Genomic DNA, 15,656 nt, shown 5'->3' with positions numbered 1-15,656 from the left:
ATTGTGTCAGCCTCCGCCCTTGGAGAAGTGCTGGAGGTCCTTGGTGCCGGACCAGTAGCCGCCCCACTCCCAGCCGACCTGCGCGAACGCCTTCACGACCTTGTCGCCGGGATTGATCACACCTTTGCCCTTCATCGGGCGCTCGGTGAACTTTTCGGCATTTTTGTGCGCCGTGCTGCCACTTGCGGTGACATATGGGTTTTCGCGGGGATTGACGTCGATCGCCTTGCCGTAGGCGTGGTTCGACCAGTTGCTGGACCCGGTCGCCCGGCGGCAGTTGAAGGCCGAGGTGCTGTCGGCCTCGATCGAGGCGTAGTCGTCGGCCTTGAAGGCGTCCACGAGCTTCATCTGCCTGATGGGCCAGCGCCATCCGTACAGCTTCCTGAAGACCGTCACGATGTCGTCGGTGACGCTCTTGTGCACCACGAGCTCGCCGGTGTGCGGCTTGTTGTCGAACCCCCAGTACGACAGCGTCACCAGCCGCAGGTCCCGGTAGTGGACCGGACAGCCGGGCCGCCACGAGTAGGGCAGGCGGTCGCGCGCGACGGCGGTCACCTTCGCCGCGAAAGCGGGCGGCGCGGTGGAACTAGGCGTCGCCGTGGGCGAGGCCGTGGGCGACGCCGGGGCCGACGGCGAGCTCGCGGGCGGCTCCGGCGAGGGAGCGGACGATGCGACGGGCGGCGTCGCGCCGCACGACACGGTCGTGAGGGCCACGAACGCCATGGCGACAGCACGCTTCATCCAGCCACCATATGCGACGTCTTGCCAGGTCAGGAGACTATCAGCACAGTACGGCGAGCCCGTTTCGCCAGCGCGCCCGCCACCGACCCGAACAGGGTGCGCCGCGAGCGGCCCACCACGATGGCGTCGGCCATGTAGGAGCCGGCCAGTGCTTCCAGCTCGCGGGCCGCGTCGCCCCGGACGCTGACGAACCGCCACGGCACGCCGCTGCCCCTCAGCTCGTCCTTGAGGTCCTCCGTGAGGTCGGCCGCCGAGTCGGGGATGATGGGCGAGCCGGCGAAGAACCACAGGCTCGCGCTGTTCAGCGACTCGACGAAGACGACGAGCAGCGAGGCGTTGTCCCTGCGGGCCAGGCCGGCCGCGTACGCGAGCGCGTTGCGACTCGGCCCGGACCCGTCGAACCCCACCACCAGCAGGCCCGCGCCGTCCTTGCCGATCTCGAACGCCCCGTCGGGGAGCCGGCCTGCCAGCGGCTCCCAGCGGGGGTCGACGTCACCGCCGGACACGGCGCTCTCGCGTCAGCTCTCGGCGTGCTTGCCGCGGCGCGCCAGCTCGCGCAGCGCGTCGGCGGCGTAGACGACGAGGGCGACGAACGCGATGCCGATGAGGCCGCCGCCGACCCACAGGTCGTTGACGGTCGCGTCGGCGTACTCGGCGCCCCTCGGCTGGTAGCCGACCGCGAACGGGGCCGCGACCAGCCACAGGCCGCCCAGGAACAGCACGACCAGGGCGCCTACGCCCAGCTTCGCCTTCATCGGTTCTCCTCCATTCCGACCAGGGTGGTCCTGCCGTTCTGCCGGTGCTCGCCGCCGGCGCGGTCGGTCCGGTTCATGTCCTCGCGAAGGGCCTCGACGAGCGGGGCGAGCAGGGCCGCCAGCTCGGCCGAGGACGCCTGCGGCGGCGCGGCCGGCACGACCTCGGGCTCGGGCTCGACCCGGCGCGGCTTCACGACCACGGCGCCGCGCACGACCAGCTCCTCGTAGATGGCGAGGGCGAAGCTGATCGCGCCGGCGAGCCCCACGACGGCCACGCCGAGACCGGTCCAGAACTCGGAGGTGGTGATGTCGGTCCAGTCACGGTTCTCCGGCTGGCTGCCGAGGGCCCAGGGGGCGATCATCAGCCACAGCCCGGCCAGCACGGCCAGGGTGGAGGCGACGGCGCCCACGAACTTGCGAATCATTGGGGGATTCCTCCTGTGACGAGGTCTTTCTGGGCCGGCGTGGCCTGCGCGAGCAGCGCGCGCGAGGTCGGGCGCAGCACGGTCTGCGCCACCGATCTGGCGCGCTCGCGTTCGGACCTGGCGTCCTCGGGCGCCATCCTGGCGACCGCGGTGAGCAGGGCGGACGGCTCGCCGTTGGACCGCTCGACCCGCTGGGCGACGAGCTCCAGCAGCAGCCCGGCGAGGACGAGGTCGTCCTTGCTGAGCGGCTGCGGCTCGGCGGGCGGCGTGGTGGAGCCGCGCAGCGGCAGCTCCTTGAGGAAGAGCGTGGCGAGGAAGCCGAGCAGCGCGATGGGCACGCCCACGATGAACACGGTCTCCAGGCCGCGGGTGAACGCCTCCAGCACGATGTTCTTGACCGGACCCGGCAGCGCCTGGATGGCGTCCGGGCTGCCGAGCTTGATGTCCCCGCCGCCGCGGACCTTGATGCCGGCCTCCGCGATCAGCGTGGCCATCTCGTCCTTGAGCCGGCCCGTCAGGATGGCGCCGAACGCGGCCACGCCGACGGCGCCGCCCAGCGAGCGGAAGAACGACACGCCGGACGTGGTCGAGGCCATGTCCCGCAGCTCGGAGCCGTTCTGCGCGGCGAGGATGAGCATCTGCATGGAAAGGCCCAGTCCGACGCCGAGCACGGCGACGTCGAAGCCGATGAGCCATTCGCTGGAGTCGACGTGCAGCCGCGACAGCATGAACAGCCCGACGGCCACGATGAGAAGGCCGGCGACGGGGAAGATCTTCCACTTGCCGGTGTTGGTGACGATCTTGCCGGAGATGACGCCGGACAGGAACAGCGCCACGACCATGGGCAGCGTCATCAGACCGGAGTTCGTCGGGCTCATGCCCTTGACGATCTGCAGGTACTGGGGCAGGTAGATCATCGCGCCGAACATCGCCATGCCGACGAAGAGCGAGGCGAGGCTGGTCAGCACGAACGTCGGGTTACGGAACAGCCGAGGCGGCAGGATCGGGTTCCTGGCCGTCCGCTCGGACAGCACCGACAGCGCCAGCATGAGCAGGGCCGTCGCGGCCAGGAAGTACGTCCAGAACGAGTTCCACTCGAACTCGTTGCCGCCGAGCGTGAGCAGCAGCATGAGCGCGCTCGCGCTGGCCGTGATGGTGGTCGCGCCCCAGATGTCGATGGAGGTGTTGCGCTTGACCGGCGGCAGCCGCAGCACCTTCTGGATGACGACGAACGCCACCGCCGCGAACGGCACCACGACGTAGAAGCACCAACGCCAGCCGAGCCAGTCGGCGTCCACGATGAACCCGCCGAGCAGCGGTCCGGCGACCGTCGAGATGCCGAAGACCGCTCCCATGTAGCCGGAGTACCGGCCACGCTCGCGGGGCGAGACGATGTCCCCCAGGATCACCTGGGACAGCGCCGACAAACCACCCACACCCAGGCCCTGCACGGCACGGGCGGCGATGAGCTGTCCCATGTCCTGTGAGAGGCCTGCCACCAAGGACGCCGACACGAACAGTCCCAGCGCCGTCTGGAAGAGCAGCTTGCGCCCGAACAGGTCGGACAGCTTGCCCCACAGCGGCGTGGAGACCGTCATCGTCAGCATGGTGGCGCTGGCCACCCATGAGTACTGGTCCTGACCGCCGAGCTCCCCCACGATCGTCGGCAGAGCCGTGCCCACCACCGAGGTCGAGATCATCGACGTGAGCATCGCGAGCATCAGCCCGGACATGACCTCGAGGATCTCGCGGTGGGTGTAGGTCCGCTTCGCGGGGGGAGCTGCGGCGTGAGCTTGGGCTACCAAGACACCACATCCCCTTCATACCGTTTTTACCCGACGCGAGTATACGCATGTTTACTAGCCGCGCGGCAAGCGGGGGTCAGCACACCCTCACGTGAGTAGAGTGCGGAACATGGAGGCCCAGGTGACCGAGAGCCAGGCGACCGAGAGCAGGCCGCGCGGGCGCGAGGCCACGCGCGAGCGCATCCTGCAGGCGGCGCGCACGCTGTTCGGGGAGCAGGGATACGAGCAGGTGACGGTCCGCATGATCGCCGCCGCCGCCGACGCGAACATCGCGCTGGTCGGCCGCTACTTCGGCTCCAAGGCCGGGCTGTTCGCCGCGGTCCTGGAGGGCGAGCCCACCATCGACTGGCTGCTCGAAGGCGGGCGTGCGGAGCTGCCGCGCCGGCTGGCCGAGTACGCCGCCGAGCGCATGCGCCGCCCCCCGGACAGCCCGATCCTGCGTGCGCTCGAACGTTCGGCCCGTCATCCCGAGATCGTGGACGTGGGCCGCGAACGCCTGATCACCGCGGTGCTCCAGCCGTTGCAGGCCCGGCTCGGCGGCGGCCCCGACGCGCTGGCGCGGGCCCGCATGGCCACCGCCGTCGTCCTCGGCGTGGGCGCCACGCGCCGCCGCCTCGGTCCCTCGGTCCCCACGGAGCGCGACGTGGACCGGCTCACGGCGGTCTTCCGCGCCTGCCTGGAGGAGTGAAAGTTTCACCTTTCGCGCCCGGTCTGGCCTGCGGAGACGTGCCCGCGATCGGTCGGAGGTCTTTGAGGCGGCGTGAACGGCTACCTAGCATCCGTGGTGCCGGTGGGAGCGCTCCCACACAACCAACGGAGTGATCGCATGTCTCGCAGAAGGCCCGTGCTCGCGGCGTTCCTCACGGCGGCCGCCATGGCCGCGGCCGGGGCGGTCGTCATGTCCTCGTCCACCGCCCAGGCCGCCGACTCCGCTTTCTACGTCGACCCCCAGACCAACGCCGCCAAGTGGGTGGCCGCCAACCCGGGCGACAGCCGCACCCCCGTCATCAGGGACCGCATCGCCGCCGTGCCGCAGGGCCGCTGGTTCGCCAGCTACAACCCGTCCACCGTGCGCAGCCAGGTCGACGCCTACGTCGGCGCCGCCGCCTCGGCCGGCAAGACCCCCATCATGGTCGTGTACGCCATGCCCAACCGCGACTGCGGCGGCGCGAGCGCCGGCGGCGCCCCCGACCACTCCTCCTACCGGGCCTGGATCGACCAGATCGCGCTCGGCCTGGCCGGCCGCCCGGCCACCGTCATCCTGGAGCCCGACGCCCTGGCCATCATGACCAACTGCATGAACGCCTCCGAGCAGGCCCAGGTCAAGGCGTCCATGGCGTACGCGGGCAAGAAGTTGCGCGGCCAGGCCAAGGTCTACTTCGACATCGGCCACGACGCCTGGCTGTCTGCCTCCGAGGCCGCCTCCCGGCTCAACGGCGCCGACGTCGCGAACAGCGCCGACGGCATCGCGCTCAACACCTCCAACTACCGCTCGACGCCCGGCCTGGTGTCGTACGCGAAGAGCGTGATCTCCGCGACCGGCGTCTCCCGGCTCAAGGCCGTCATCGACACCAGCCGCAACGGCAACGGCCCGTCCGGCAGCGAGTGGTGCGACCCGGGCGGCCGCGCCACCGGCACCTGGAGCACCACGAACACCGGAGACTCCGCGATCGACGCCTTCCTCTGGGTCAAGCCGCCCGGCGAGGCGGACGGGTGCATCGCGGCGGCCGGGCAGTTCGTGCCGCAGCGGGCGTACGATCTCGCCATGGCGGCCCCGCCGCCCACGGACGGCCCGACCCCGACCGTGACCCCCACGGACACTCCCACCAACGGCCCCTCCGGCTGCACCGCCACGTACCGGATCGCCAGCCAGTGGCAGGGCGGCTATCAAGGTGAGGTCGCCGTCAAGAACACCGGCTCGTCGGCGATCTCCGGCTGGCGGGTGGGCTTCACGCTGCCGAACGGCCAGACCATCACCCAGCTCTGGAACGGCAACCTCTCCGGCTCCAGCGCCGTCACCGTCACCAACCTGTCCTGGAACGGCAGCCTGTCCGCCGGCGCCGGGACGACGTTCGGCTTCCTGGTCAACTCCAGCGGCCAGAACACCACCCCGTCGCAGGTGACCTGCACCGCGTCCTGACCGTCGCCCCGCCGGGCCCCACGCCTCGGGGCCCGGCGGGGCGGCTGAAATATCCGCGCCCTCGTCGCTGTTGCAGAAAGCCAGATCATCGACGAAAGGCGCGTACCCATGGCTTTGCCGCTGTCCATCCTCGATCTGGCGCACATCGGCGACGGCGAGACGGCCGCGGACAGCTTCGCCGCCAGCGTTACCCTGGCGCAGCGCGCGGAGGAGCTGGGCTACCGCCGCGTCTGGTACGCCGAGCACCACAACATGGACAGCATCGCCTCCTCGGCGACCAGCGTGCTCATCGCCCACATCGCCGCTCACGCCCGGACGATCCGCCTCGGCGCGGGCGGCGTCATGCTCCCGAACCACTCGCCGCTGACGATCGCCGAGCAGTTCGGCACCCTGGAGACCCTGCACCCGGGCCGCATCGACCTCGGCCTCGGCCGCGCCCCCGGCAGCGACCAGAACACCATGCGCGCCCTGCGCCGCACCCCGTCGTCCGCCGACACGTTCCCGCAGGACGTGCTGGAGCTCCAGGGCTACCTGACCGGCGAGACCCGCATCCCCGGCGTCCACGCCACCCCGGGCAAGGGCACGAACGTGCCGCTGTACATCCTCGGCTCCTCCCTGTTCGGGGCGCAGCTCGCCGCCATGCTCGGGCTGCCGTACGCCTTCGCCTCGCACTTCGCGCCGGCGGCGCTGGAGGAGGCGGTCACCGTCTACCGCACCGAGTTCAAGCCGTCCGCGCAGCTCGACCGGCCGTACGTGATCGCCGCGCTCAACGTCATCGCCGCCGACACCGGCGAGGAGGCGCGCGAGCAGTTCCTGGAGGCCAAGCGGCTGCGGGTGAGCAGGTTCCTCGGGCGGGGCCGTACGTTCACGCCGGAGGAGGCGGACATGATCCTCGAATCGCCCGCCGGGCAGCAGCTCCTGCAGATGATGAAGTACACGGCGGTCGGCGACCAGGCCGAGGTCAAGGAGTATGTGGATCGCTTCGCCGAGCACGCGCGCGCCGACGAGCTGATCGTCGCCTTCTCCGCCCCCGACCGGAAGCTGTGGCTGCGTTCGGCCGAGCTGCTGGCGCAGGCGTACGAGCTCTGACGCCCTTCCTCAGTCCTCCGGACGCGGGCGCTGGAGGTTGACCGCGTAGGGGCCGGTGGCCTCCGAGACCGGCGCGGGCGTCAGCCCGGCCGCGACGAGCTGCGTGCGCAGCGCGACGACCGTGCGCTCCAGGGCGCGGATCTGCGCCTGAAGGCGGCGGATGTGGTCGCGCATCGCGGTGGAGCTGCTCTGCTCGGCCAGCAGGTCGGCGCCGAGCCGCGTCGCCTGGCTCTGCACGCGCTCCATCTGCCGCTCCATCTGGCTCAGCGCGTCCTCGTAGATGATCTTCGCGCGGGTGAACGCCTCCGCGTCCACCTTGGAACGCTCCAGCTCCGCCTGCCGCTCGGCCTGCATCAACGCGGTCTGCTGGGTCTTCCTGTTGGCGTCCGTCGCGGACTTGAACGCGAGATAGGCCACCCCGAGGGGGACCACCCCGATGGCGATCTGGGTGAGCACGTCAGCGATCCCGGACACCACGGCCTCCTCCCAAGGCCCGGATCACGCCGGTGTAGGTGATGCCGTCGTCGGTGTGCCAGGCGTTGACCGTCAGCGAGATCGGGAACTCGGTGCCGTCGCGGCGCAGCCCCATCAGCGGGATGATCTCGCCGGAAAGGTCGGATCTGCCCTTGGCGCGGACCCGGGCCAGCCCCTCGTCGTGCCGCGCCCGGTAGCGGTCGGGCATGAGCGCCGTCAGCGGGCGGCCGACGGCCTCGTCCGTGCTCCAGCCGAACATCCTCTTGGCCTGGGGGTTCCACGACAGGATGGTGCCGGCGTCGTCGGCGACGACGATGGCGGCCCCGCCGGACACCGGCACCCGGGTCAGGTGCGCCGCCTCCGGCCAGGTGGCGATGAGCGCGATCCAGCCGCCGAAGGCCAGCCAGACCGCCCCCGTCACCCAGCCGCGCGGGTTCTGCCCGGTGATGGTGGAGGACAGGAAGATCAGGCCGTACATCAGCAGCAGGGCGGTGGCCGCGGCGAAGGCGATCCTGTCGGACCGCATGAACGTCTGCACCAGGCACAACACGCCGACCGCGAACCAGGCGGCGGCCCAGACGGACAGCGGGGCGAGCCCGGCCAGGATGGTGAAGGCGGGCATGGTGCGCTGCTCGGGCTCGGCGAACACCAGCGAAGCGCCGATCACCAGGCTGAGCAGCCCGACGAAGACCAGCGACGCCCCGCGCCGCCCGATTCTGCGCACCAGCCGCGCCGCCAGGTCGTCACCCACAGTGGTGATACTAATCCAGATAGTTAGCAATGGGATGGCATGATTTACCTTTCGGCTTTCCAATTTCCGGCTAGGTTGTCCTTAACCTGTCGGCCCGCCGGACGATCGGCACATAACCACCTCTGGCCCGGCCGTCCGCCGCGAGCCCCGCCCAGTCGTGCGCGACGTCCCGCCGGTCCACCACCGCGATCACCGCGCCGCCGGCCCGCTCCACGTGGCCGAGCCAGGCGAAACGCCCGTCGGCCTCGTCGAGGTGCGTGATCCCCTCCACCAGGAGCCGGAACCTCCCCGGCCCCTCGACCAGGGCGAAGGTCACGCCGGGCGTGAGCACGAAGCCCGAACACGTCGCCGGCCTGCCGTCGCCGACCAGCCGGAACCGGGGAAGCTGGACGACGGGCGCGGCCGCTCTGAGCACCATCGTGGGCACGGCGCCGCCGATACAACAGGCATCCTCGCGCGGGACACAGGCGGGCACTCCCCGAGTATGCCAGCTCCGTGACGACCCGCTCACGCCGCGTCTATCGCCACCACGCGGGCCCAGGCGGGCGGCCGGTCCGGCACGTAGCCGGGGTCGTCCTCGCGCCACGACGCCCGCCGCTCCCGGGGGAACAGCCCCACCACCGTCCGGCAGGCCGGCCGCGCCTCCGGCCACGGGGTCTGCCCGTCGGTGAGCACCACCACGACGTCCGGCCGCGGCTCCGTCCTGAGCGCCCGCGCGAACCCCCGGCGCAGGTCCGTCCCGCCGCCGCCCACCAGCGCGAGCCCCTCGGCCCGGCACAGCGGCTGCACCACCCCGGCCGCCGCGTCGCACGACACCACGCTGACCAGGTCGCGCCGCCCGCCCACCGCGCGGACGATCGCCGCGACCTCCAGCAGCGCGCTGCCCAGCTCGGCGTCACTGACCGACCCCGACGTGTCGACGACCACGGCGACCCGCGGCGGCCGGCGCCGAAGACTCGGCAGGACGACGCCGGGCAGCGCGGCCGAGCGCCGCGCCGGCCGGCCGTAGGTGTAGTCGTCGCCCGCCCCGGGGCCGGAGGCGGCCGCGCGGATCGCCGCCCCGAGCAGCTCCCGCCACGGCTGGGGCGGATGGAACGCCTCCTCGGCCCACCGCCGCCACCCCTTCGGCACGCTCCCCGGGCGGGCGGCGATGCCCTGGGCGACCCGGAAGCGTACGGCGTCCCGTTCCTGCTCGCTGAGCCCGTCAGCGCCGTCCGGCCCGAGGTCCCAGTCCCGGTCCAGCCCGTCGGCGCCGCTGCCGCAGTCCAGCCAGGCCAGATCCTGCGTGTACGGTCCCAGCCGGAACATGCGCAGGTAGTCCTCCATCAGCTCGCCCTCGGGGAGCCCCAGGTCGGCCGGCTTGGCGGCGCCGTCCGGGCGGGCCAGCCCGTCGCCGTACACGTCGTCGTTGATCTCCAGGTCGGCGGCGATGTTCATGCGCAGCCGCTCGCCCGGCCCGGTGAGCCCTCGCTCGGCCGCGACCCGGTCGCCGCGCCCGTGGTGGTCGCGCAGCAGGTGCGAGACCTCATGGACCCAGACCGCCGCCAGCTCCTCGACCGGGGTCATGGCGACGAACGCCGGCGAGACGTAGCAGCGCCAGTGCCGGTCCACGGCCATCGTCGGCACCCGCCGCGACTCGACCACGTGCAGCGCGTACAGCGCCGTCGCCAGATAGGGGCGGGCGCGGGCGGCGTACAGCCGGGCGGCGAACACCTTCTCCCTCGTGTCCGTCATCCGCCCTGCCTCCATTCGCTCTGCCTCGCCGCCACCCGGGCCGCGGCCAGGTCCGCCTGCCTGCTCAGGGACACCACGCCGGCGAGCCTGTCGATCGACGCGGGGACGTCCCAGCCCGCCCGCCGCAGCGCCGCGAGCGTGGACGCCGGCACCACGACCAGATCCGGCGGCCCGCTCTCCAGCGCCCGGCCCAGAACCGCCCACGCCGCGTCCCACCGCGGCTTGTCCGGACGTCTCCGCACCGCCTCCACCACGCCGTCGAGCACGGCCTGCCGCAGGTCACCGCGCTCCGGCAGCTCCGCCCCCGCGGGGTCCGCCAGCAGCGCCTCGGGGTCCGGCAGGTCCATCCGGTCCATCGAGGCCAGCAGCTCCAGCCCGGGGCCGTCCCCGACCGTGCCCCTGACCAGCATGGACAGCACTTCGCGCGACGTGCCCGCCGCCGTGGCGAAGGCGACCAGGCGCAGCGCCATGTCCCAGCTCCGTGGCGAGGGCCAGGGGCCGCCACGGCGGGCCTCGTTCTGGGGGAGCTGGTGCACGAGGGCGGGACGGGCGGCGAGCAGCCCGCACACCGCCCGCCTGGCGAACGCCACCGCCTCGGCCAGCCGCGCCGGGTCGAGGCGCGGCAGGGACGCCCGTGGCCAGGTGCCGGCGAGGCCGCGTACCACGACGTCGTGATCGTGGGCCCACCGCAGGTGCACGAACCGGTTGGCGAGCGGCGGGCTGAGCTCCCAGCCGTCGGCGGCCGACGAGCGCGGGTTGGCCGCCGCCACGATCCGTACGCCCGGCGGCAGCCGCAGGGCGCCGACCCGCCGTTCCAGCACGAGCCGCAGCAGCGCGGCCTGGACGGCCGGCGGCGCGGTGGACAACTCGTCCAGGAAGAGCAGCCCCCGCCCCTCCCGCGCGAGGTGCACCGCCCAGTCCGGCGGGGCCATCGGGACGCCCTGCGTCGCGGGATCGTCCCCGACCACCGGCAGGCCGGAGAAGTCGGACGGCTCGTGCACGCTGGCGATCACCGTCGTCAGCGGCAGGTCGAGGGAGTCGGCGAGCTGTGTCAGCGCGGCGGTCTTGCCGATGCCCGGCTCGCCCCAGAGCAGCACCGGCAGGTCGGCCGCGACGGCCAGGGCCAGCGCCTCCAGCTGAGGGTCGGCGCGGGGTTCCGTGGTGGTGTCGTGGAGGAGGGCGAGCAGGTCGGCAGCGACGTCCATGGACAAGGGGATCACCTTTGAAGGTCTCGATGTGCGGGCCGCGGCGGCCCGGGGATCAGCGCGTACGCCGGGAGGAACGGCCGGGCCTCTGGGAACGGCCGGGCCTCTGGGAGCGGCGAGTGGGGGCGGGCCCGAGCTCGTCCAGCTCCGCCCGGAACAGCCCATGAGCCACCCGACGCCGGGCCGCCCACTCCAGCTCGTCCCGCAGCGGGCCGTCGGGCAGCGAGGCACCCGGCCCGAGCAGCCGCTCGACGACGGCCAGCGCGCCGGCGACGTCGCCGTGCTCCAGCCGCCCCCGTACGTCGTCGAGCGAGCTCGGATCGCGGTGCGCCAGCTCGATCGCCGCCAGGCAGGGCAGCGGGGTGCCGCCCAGCGCCGCCAGCAGCTGCTCGCGGCGCACCTCGTCGGCCGAGTGATCGAGCGGCACGAGCACCCCGTCCACGAGCCCGACCCGATGCAGGGCATCACGGCACCGGACCAGCTGCATGCCGCCTTCCGTGGGCTTCGGGTAACTCGTCGCCGTGTGTCCGGGGACGAGCGCCGCCGCGACCAGCGGATGCAGCCGATCGGCCTCGATCAGCCCCGCCCGCAGCAGCGCCAGGTCAGGCAGCACCCATGTCGCCGCGTCCGGCAACATCGGCAGCCCGGCACCGCCGCCTGTCGTGATGCGGGGCTCCGGCGCCGACAGGTCCAGCAACAGCCGCCGCCGCCCGCCGAGCCGCACGACGACCGCGTCACCGCACTGTCCGCCCTGCCCGTCCTGCCCGTCCTGCCTGTCCGCCCGCAGCAGCAGCCGCGCCTCGTCCGGCCACCGATCCACGGCGCACCCGCCCGGCCCCCCGGCGCCCGACCGCGTCCGTAGTTCATGCACCCTGCGTACGTCCCACAGGTGACGATGCAGGTCGAGCCGGAAACACCGATGAGGCCGCGGATGCGGATGCCCGCGCGCCACCGGCCGGTCCGCGTCCCACAGCTCCAGGCCGAACCGCTGCCCCGCCGCCGCCCGGACCGGCGGCGTACGCGCCACGAGCCGCAACCCGGGCGCGTACCTCGCGAGCGCGACGGTCAGCCCAGGCCGCAGCAGACCGTCGGGCGCGACCCGCGGCAGGTGCCAGCGCAGCAGCTCAGGAGCCAGATGCCGGAGATCATCCCGTACGCGCGCCGCGACCTCGTGCCCATGAACGCGGGCCACGGAACGCAGGTCGAGATCGACGTCCACGCGCGCCGCGGCGCACGCCCCCGCCCAGTCGCCGACGGTACGGCGGGCGGTCGCACGTTCGATCATGGTGGGCGGCACGGCGAACTCGCGCACGCGCAGCCAGAGAAGAAGGCGAGAATCCTCGTCCGCGATCATGGAGCGCATCAGCACTCACCTTGCGCGAACGGGACCCCCAATCTGCTGAAAGAGAGGTTCATCCCGATCAGGATATAGCCACGGCCCCCGTCTCGATCAAGCCCGAATCCGTCCACAATCCCAGAGCGACCTCGACGTGCCGTACGACCTGCAACAACTCCCACGACTGGAGCCGCGACTCGACCTCCCTGATCCGTCCCAGGAGAGCATCACGTTGCCCGGCCGTCGCCCGAAGGCATTCCTCAACGCATTCAACGAGCTCCGCCGGCATCGACTCACTCGGACGACGCTCACGCCAGAACCACAACGCGAAAAGAGCGGCTTCGCGAGGAGCGCCGTACCAGTAGAAACGCGCCTGAACATTCGGATCGATTTCCCCTGCCCCCGGCACCCGCCGACCACGCTTCTTGGCCTCCAGCCGCCTCGCCGCATAATCCCGCACCGCGACCTGCCGAGCCGCCCGACTGGCCTCGACCAGCTCCAACGCCCGCAACAACGCCGACTCCTCCCGCTGAAACCGGCCCGCCTTGGCCTCCAGATAGCCCAGCGTCGCCCGAAATCCGAGGGGCCGGTACAACTGCACGCAGGAACGCAAAGCCGACACCCGCCACCGAAAAGGCAGAGCAGGATCACGCACCCTGCGGGCGTAATTACCGAAGCTCACGGGGCTTGTCGAACCACCGCCCGGCCGAGGGCAACAAGAGCAGAACGACCACCACCCAGCCGAGACTGTTTCCGACGGCCACCGACCGCCAGTCGACGGTGGAATAGAGGACCATGTCCACGACCTCGACGCCGGCCGGCACCACCTGCATGGCGACGAGCGACCAGCGCAGGTAGATCCGGCGACTGTTCCACTGGCTGAGCAGCCATCCGAGAAGGGCCGTGCTTCCCGCGACGAACGCCAGTACGAGCAGGTACTGCCAAGCAAAGCTCGAGAAGAAAAGAGCCAGGAAGAGCCCGGCGCCCACCAGGCCGAATGCCACCTGGATCGTGATGAGAATACGAACCGCCTTGAGGGTGATCGGCATGGGGGGTGCCTCAACGGAATTCGCCACAGCGCCATTCTCCCGGACGGAGGAACCTTCTGGCGATGCCATCAATGCAGCGAAACGTACGGTTCCCACATCACAACAAGCACCGCCACCACCGCGAGCGCCACGCCCTGCATCACCACGCCCCCGTGACGCCGCCGCCTCCAGGCGACGACGGCGATGACCACCAGGGCCACTGTTCACGGGCAAAGCCTGCCACCAGGACAGACACCTGAAGGGGGACTACTCAGCGGTCCCTACGACACTTCCTGGTCGAGACATGCCTCGTGGCATTGGTCGCTTCGTTGGCGACCGGAAGGATTTCCTCGGCGGCCAGCGCATATCCGCGGTCCGAGTCATCCTTCGCCATCGCGACCATCATTCCGCCGACCGTGCCGTCTTCGACGATCAGCGGGGCACCGCTCACACCCGTGCTCATGGGACCGGAGACCGCGAACATCATCCTGCTCACATCGTGTTTCTCGTAGATGTCCTGGCTTTCGCCCTCGATGCGCTCCTCGATCTTGACCTGCTGGGTCACGACATGCTTCGCGCCTTTCGGGTAGCTCAGCATGCGGGCATCGCCGAGCGACACCCCGGGGATGCGCAGCGGAAACGTGGACATCCGGGTGATGCGCAGCGGAGGCGCAGGAAGCTTGGGCACGTACAGGACCGCGGCGTCGGCATCAGGATCGAACGCCACGACGCGGCCCTCGTACACCTCGCCGTCAGCAGTGGTGACGACGGGAGCCACCGGGATGACGCCGGCCACCACGTGTGCCGCGGTCACCACCCGCTGAGGGGCGTACACAAAACCCGTCCCCTTGAGCCTCACATCGCACGACGGCGCTTCTCCCGAGATGTGCACCACGCTCTGCTCGCCGCCGGGTGCCTTCGCCGGGGCCGCCACCTCGCCGGCTGCCGTCGGAGAACGGACGGACGTCGGCGAAGAAGGCACCGTGGCCGAGCAACCGGCCAGGACGAGAGCGAGGAGCAACCAGAACCAACGCATCACGCCTCTCCCCGCCGCAGGTTCGATCAAGCTACCGACGCCAGATGACGGCCATGTCACGCTGCACCCGGAGTCAGTCGTCCACGGCAGTCGGGGCGTACCCGGACTCCTCCTCGCCGGCGATGACCTCAGCAAGGAGGTCGTCGATCTCGACCGCCGTCGCATCCACGACTGTGGTGGGCTCCGCGGCTTCGGCCACCGACGTCGGCTCGGTGATCCATTCCTCCCAGGACAGCCCGTGCTTCTCCGTCAGATAGCGGGCGCGGTAGAGCCGCGTCGCGTCGTCGATGGCCGAATAGAGCATGTTGAAGCTGAGCCCTGCGGTGAGGATGCCGCCGGCGATCGGCACGATGTTGGCGAGCCGCGCCTTGGTGAGCCTCAGCCCGAGCAGCTTGAAGATCTGCAGGATGACCTGGACGAGAGGCTCCCTGCTCAACTGCTTCCATGTCGCGCGGCGCATCATCATCTGGGTGAGGCGTGACAGGCTCGCGAGAGCAGCCGTCCTGCTCGCGGACGACGACGCCATGCTGTAGTTCAGGACGCCCATCAGGAACAACTCCTCTTCGGGTTCCCGAGGGTCGTAGCCGTAGTGGACGGCGACCTCGGCGACGGCGCGGCCGAGGAGAGCCAGCGAGATCACCGTGTCCGACGCCACCGCCACGACCGCGACCCCGGCTGTCGTGCCGCCGCTCACCGTCGTGCTGACCGTCGCTCCGGTCACCACGACGGAGGCGACGCCGGATTGGAGCACCCCGATGAACGGAATGGTCACCGTGGGCCGGCCTTTGTCGAGGTCCTTGAGATCGAGCGACTTGAACGGCGACTCCGCGCCCAGATCCTGGTGTCTGCGACGCAGTTTCTCGACGCGTTTCTCCAGCGATGCCGAACGCACCGCGGGCAGAAAGACGGCCTTGAAGCCGCCCTCCAGCGCCTTGACCATGGTCTCGTCACCGAGGTCCATGACCTTCACCGCGCCGGGGACCTTCCTGATCTGCTCGCCGGCACGCTTGGTGACGAGTGCCACCTTGCTGGCCGCGCGTGCTCGTAAGCTGCCGCGGCGCTTCCGCTCGGTGTCGAGCAAGGTGGACCAGGCCCGGGTCTCGTAGTCGGACATGTCTTCCCGCATCCACGCCCCTC

19 protein-coding genes are annotated in these 15,656 nt (G+C 71.2%); 3 read left to right on the top strand and 16 right to left on the bottom strand.

What is annotated here, in order from left to right:
* Positions 1–6: 6 nt before the first annotated feature.
* From ABD292_RS31935 to ABD292_RS31915, 5 genes are all read right to left on the bottom strand, one after another.
* Complete coding sequence (locus tag ABD292_RS31935) at positions 7–555, bottom strand: M15 family metallopeptidase (protein ID WP_344213847.1); 549 nt, start codon at positions 553–555, stop codon at positions 7–9.
* 215 nt (positions 556–770) lie between these two features.
* Positions 771–1,247 (bottom strand): universal stress protein, encoded by a 477-nt coding sequence (locus ABD292_RS31930; protein WP_344213845.1) that lies wholly within the window; start codon positions 1,245–1,247, stop codon positions 771–773.
* A 12-nt stretch (positions 1,248–1,259) separates the two neighbouring features.
* Positions 1,260–1,496 (bottom strand): hypothetical protein, encoded by a 237-nt coding sequence (locus tag ABD292_RS31925; protein ID WP_329588187.1) that lies wholly within the window; start codon positions 1,494–1,496, stop codon positions 1,260–1,262.
* Positions 1,493–1,921 (bottom strand): SPW repeat protein, encoded by a 429-nt coding sequence (locus ABD292_RS31920; protein ID WP_344213842.1) that lies wholly within the window; start codon positions 1,919–1,921, stop codon positions 1,493–1,495. The genes ABD292_RS31925 and ABD292_RS31920 overlap by 4 nt, the downstream gene beginning before the upstream one ends.
* On the bottom strand, positions 1,918–3,726 hold the full coding sequence (locus tag ABD292_RS31915) for an MDR family MFS transporter (protein ID WP_344213840.1): 1,809 nt from the start codon (positions 3,724–3,726) through the stop codon (positions 1,918–1,920). The genes ABD292_RS31920 and ABD292_RS31915 overlap by 4 nt, the downstream gene beginning before the upstream one ends.
* A 109-nt stretch (positions 3,727–3,835) precedes the next feature.
* Between ABD292_RS31915 and ABD292_RS31910 the strand changes: the two genes are divergently transcribed.
* The 3 genes from ABD292_RS31910 to ABD292_RS31900 all read left to right on the top strand — a co-directional run bounded on the left by ABD292_RS31910 (position 3,836) and on the right by ABD292_RS31900 (position 6,955).
* The gene (locus ABD292_RS31910; protein ID WP_344213838.1) at positions 3,836–4,414 is read left to right on the top strand and encodes a TetR/AcrR family transcriptional regulator; all 579 of its coding nucleotides are present in this window, start codon (positions 3,836–3,838) and stop codon (positions 4,412–4,414) included.
* A gap of 138 nt (positions 4,415–4,552) precedes the next feature.
* Positions 4,553–5,866 carry a glycoside hydrolase family 6 protein gene (locus ABD292_RS31905; RefSeq protein WP_344213836.1) on the top strand — a complete coding sequence of 438 codons (1,314 nt, stop codon included), beginning with the start codon at positions 4,553–4,555 and terminating at the stop codon, positions 5,864–5,866.
* 108 nt (positions 5,867–5,974) lie between these two features.
* Positions 5,975–6,955 carry an LLM class flavin-dependent oxidoreductase gene (locus tag ABD292_RS31900; protein WP_344213834.1) on the top strand — a complete coding sequence of 327 codons (981 nt, stop codon included), beginning with the start codon at positions 5,975–5,977 and terminating at the stop codon, positions 6,953–6,955.
* 9 nt (positions 6,956–6,964) lie between these two features.
* Here ABD292_RS31900 and ABD292_RS31895 read toward each other — a convergent pair whose 3' ends face one another.
* The 11 genes from ABD292_RS31895 to ABD292_RS31845 form a co-directional block, all read right to left on the bottom strand.
* Positions 6,965–7,429 (bottom strand): hypothetical protein, encoded by a 465-nt coding sequence (locus ABD292_RS31895; protein WP_344213832.1) that lies wholly within the window; start codon positions 7,427–7,429, stop codon positions 6,965–6,967.
* Positions 7,413–8,180, bottom strand: a complete 768-nt coding sequence (locus ABD292_RS31890; RefSeq protein ID WP_344213830.1) for a PAS domain S-box protein — start codon at positions 8,178–8,180, stop codon at positions 7,413–7,415. The genes ABD292_RS31895 and ABD292_RS31890 overlap by 17 nt, the downstream gene beginning before the upstream one ends.
* 70 nt (positions 8,181–8,250) lie before the next feature.
* Entirely contained in the window at positions 8,251–8,607 is a 357-nt protein-coding gene (locus ABD292_RS31885; RefSeq protein WP_344213828.1) for a hypothetical protein, read from the bottom strand.
* An 80-nt stretch (positions 8,608–8,687) separates the two neighbouring features.
* Entirely contained in the window at positions 8,688–9,914 is a 1,227-nt protein-coding gene (locus tag ABD292_RS31880; protein WP_344213826.1) for a vWA domain-containing protein, read from the bottom strand.
* Entirely contained in the window at positions 9,911–11,119 is a 1,209-nt protein-coding gene (locus ABD292_RS31875; protein ID WP_344213824.1) for an AAA family ATPase, read from the bottom strand. Before ABD292_RS31875 ends, ABD292_RS31880 begins: the two co-directional genes overlap by 4 nt.
* Before the next feature lie 55 nt (positions 11,120–11,174).
* Positions 11,175–12,482: a hypothetical protein gene (locus ABD292_RS31870; RefSeq protein ID WP_344213822.1), complete on the bottom strand. Its 1,308-nt coding sequence runs from the start codon at positions 12,480–12,482 to the stop codon at positions 11,175–11,177.
* A 58-nt stretch (positions 12,483–12,540) separates the two neighbouring features.
* Positions 12,541–13,056: a hypothetical protein gene (locus ABD292_RS31865; RefSeq protein ID WP_344213820.1), complete on the bottom strand. Its 516-nt coding sequence runs from the start codon at positions 13,054–13,056 to the stop codon at positions 12,541–12,543.
* Positions 13,057–13,123: 67 nt separating this feature from the next.
* The gene (locus ABD292_RS31860; protein ID WP_344213818.1) at positions 13,124–13,504 is read right to left on the bottom strand and encodes a hypothetical protein; all 381 of its coding nucleotides are present in this window, start codon (positions 13,502–13,504) and stop codon (positions 13,124–13,126) included.
* A gap of 68 nt (positions 13,505–13,572) precedes the next feature.
* Positions 13,573–13,695 (bottom strand): hypothetical protein, encoded by a 123-nt coding sequence (locus ABD292_RS31855; protein WP_344213816.1) that lies wholly within the window; start codon positions 13,693–13,695, stop codon positions 13,573–13,575.
* A gap of 59 nt (positions 13,696–13,754) precedes the next feature.
* Complete coding sequence (locus tag ABD292_RS31850; protein ID WP_344213814.1) at positions 13,755–14,519, bottom strand: trypsin-like peptidase domain-containing protein; 765 nt, start codon at positions 14,517–14,519, stop codon at positions 13,755–13,757.
* Positions 14,520–14,592: 73 nt separating this feature from the next.
* Positions 14,593–15,645 (bottom strand): EcsC family protein, encoded by a 1,053-nt coding sequence (locus tag ABD292_RS31845; protein ID WP_344213812.1) that lies wholly within the window; start codon positions 15,643–15,645, stop codon positions 14,593–14,595.
* Positions 15,646–15,656 lie beyond the last annotated feature (11 nt).

Source organism: Nonomuraea bangladeshensis (assembly GCF_039529455.1).
Taxonomy (GTDB): domain Bacteria; phylum Actinomycetota; class Actinomycetes; order Streptosporangiales; family Streptosporangiaceae; genus Nonomuraea; species Nonomuraea bangladeshensis.
Note: the sequence above shows the minus strand (reverse complement) of the source record. Positions and strands in the feature narration are given on the sequence as shown.